The sequence below is a fragment of the Trabulsiella guamensis ATCC 49490 genome, assembly GCF_000734965.1.
GTDB lineage: Bacteria > Pseudomonadota > Gammaproteobacteria > Enterobacterales > Enterobacteriaceae > Trabulsiella > Trabulsiella guamensis.
The window spans coordinates 1-1,992 of sequence record NZ_JMTB01000084.1; the positions used below are offsets into that span (position 1 = coordinate 1).

Below are 1,992 nucleotides of genomic sequence, written 5' to 3' on the forward strand. Positions count from 1 at the left end.
AGGAACAGCTGACTGGCAGCAACACCATGCTGCCGGGCAACCAGAGACACAGTCATACCGGGTTCAAAGCTCTGCTGAACAATGGCGATTTTTTCCTGAACGCTGCGCCGTCTGCGTTTCTCTGGACCTAAAACATCAATCATCCGGACTCCAACGACTAGTCTAAAAACTAGTATTAAGACTATCACTAACTTAAGTGATACCAACTGGCTGGAGATTCATGGGGCCAGTCTACCGAGGCAGCTCACAATCACGTGCGAAATATTCGCAGGTTAGCACTTACCGAAGCGCCACTGACCCCCGTCAAGATTATGCAAGGCGTGGACATGTCCGGCGTCAGCAAGCGTATCCGTGATTCCCGCGTATCCCGCAGAATGCCCCATGAAGAACTGGAGAACGCCGCACATCTATCCGAGGGCGATACGTCAGTAGGAAATCAGGAAAAGCCTATCCCAATGATGAAGCTTTCGACAAACTGGCTAAAGCGTTCAACACCAGCGTTATCTGGTTGCTGACAGGTCGGCAACTTACCAGGAATGATGCATGAGATGAAAACACCTTTAAATATGCTTCATGACATTGTTGCTCAGATTTCAGAAGGCACTACGCTACTGGAAATGATTTATATAAACACAGAAGAAATGAATGAGGAAACTGATTGTGCATTAACCTGCATTATTCGCTCTTTCGATAAAACTAGTGAAATAGCTTACGCATATATCGAAGAGTTAGCAAAAAATGAAAAGGCAGCCCCATCCCACAGGAGGAAATACAATTAAAGCACATGACTCACTGAAAAGTATCGAAGCAGAATTAAGTTAATTAATAAGTAATTTAAATCATGCCATCTCTAGTGGTGAATCGTGCAACTAAATTTCAGTGGGGTGATATATGTCATTCGTAAAAGATAAAGCTGCATATAAAACAGCACGGCTATTCGTTGGTGCTGGTTATGACGTTATTGCAAACTTGTTTCTGCGCAAAGCATACAGACGGTAACCGTAAGGGTTTCGTGGTACCAGGCGCCGAGAGGCGTAAGCAATAAGCTCGTTGAGGAGATGATACGCGGCACGCTGAAACAAGTTCTTATGAATTTCAGATATGACATTGTAGTAGAAAATAAGCTTAATGTTGAAGTTGGCGGCTGGGCACACAGTGTTTCATGCAGCGACACACGGCTGAATACCTTTGAAGTAATTTCTCTCTTTTCCGGGTGTGTGGCAGAAATCCTTTTTGACCTTGCCCCATCAGATATGCCGCGCACGGATAAATTTAAATATTAACTGAAGCCTATAGATATACTTCGCAAAATAAAAAAAAGCCAGCGCGAACACTGGCTTAATGGGGTGGCGGGTATATTTTATGAGCTGCATTCTTACTTCTAGCTTGCTCAAATAAAATATAATTCCAGATAACATACATGTCAATAAAAAACGAACACACAGGACGCAATTTATAAATCACGACTTATAATGTGATAAATAAAATACCAGAATCGGAGTTTAGCTAACGTTTTTAACACGAAATGATTTAAATTATAAATAGTTCAATCACTAAACAATAACGTTTTAACAAATGTGGCATCACTCATGCTGAAAATGATGGAGAATAAAATGAAAGATTTAATTATTAGCCCAGAAGTTCGGAATAAAATAGAAGTGGCAATGGAAGAACTTTATAAGCTTTGTGAAGCTAATAATGTTCCTGTCGTTATTGGCGTACTCCTTGAAAGAATGAAAGAAAGCAATAGCGCCGCTATCAACAAAGGTGTTTCATTCTTCATTGACTCAAGAACAGGCGCGTACGACTCTTCTCTTGCTGCTGCGTGTGAGATGTTAAAGATGGATTCCGTACCTGAGTATCTGATTAGAATGATGCGACTGCACAATGATTTAAAATCCCAACTTAATGCACCAGCCAGCAAAGATAATGCTCCTGAGTTAATCCATTAATTACATTTATTAAAAACAAAAATAATGGAGATAAACATGA

At 40.9% G+C, this 1,992-nt stretch carries 4 protein-coding genes; 3 read left to right on the plus strand and 1 reads right to left on the minus strand.

Going from position 1 to position 1,992, the window contains the following annotated elements; translation table 11 throughout:
- Positions 1–143, minus strand: a 143-nt coding sequence (locus GTGU_RS24675) for a transposase (protein ID WP_193133825.1), incomplete at its 3' end; no start/stop codon positions are given.
- 405 nt (positions 144–548) lie between these two features.
- Between GTGU_RS24675 and GTGU_RS13025 the strand changes: the two genes are divergently transcribed.
- The 3 genes from GTGU_RS13025 to GTGU_RS13035 all read left to right on the plus strand — a co-directional run bounded on the left by GTGU_RS13025 (position 549) and on the right by GTGU_RS13035 (position 1,952).
- A complete protein-coding gene (locus GTGU_RS13025; RefSeq protein ID WP_051857341.1) occupies positions 549–779 on the plus strand; it encodes a hypothetical protein in 231 nt (76 codons plus the stop codon).
- Positions 780–1,058: 279 nt separating this feature from the next.
- Positions 1,059–1,283, plus strand: a complete 225-nt coding sequence (locus GTGU_RS13030) for a hypothetical protein (RefSeq protein WP_038157746.1) — start codon at positions 1,059–1,061, stop codon at positions 1,281–1,283.
- 330 nt (positions 1,284–1,613) lie between these two features.
- Positions 1,614–1,952 carry a hypothetical protein gene (locus tag GTGU_RS13035; RefSeq protein WP_156964147.1) on the plus strand — a complete coding sequence of 113 codons (339 nt, stop codon included), beginning with the start codon at positions 1,614–1,616 and terminating at the stop codon, positions 1,950–1,952.
- Positions 1,953–1,992 lie beyond the last annotated feature (40 nt).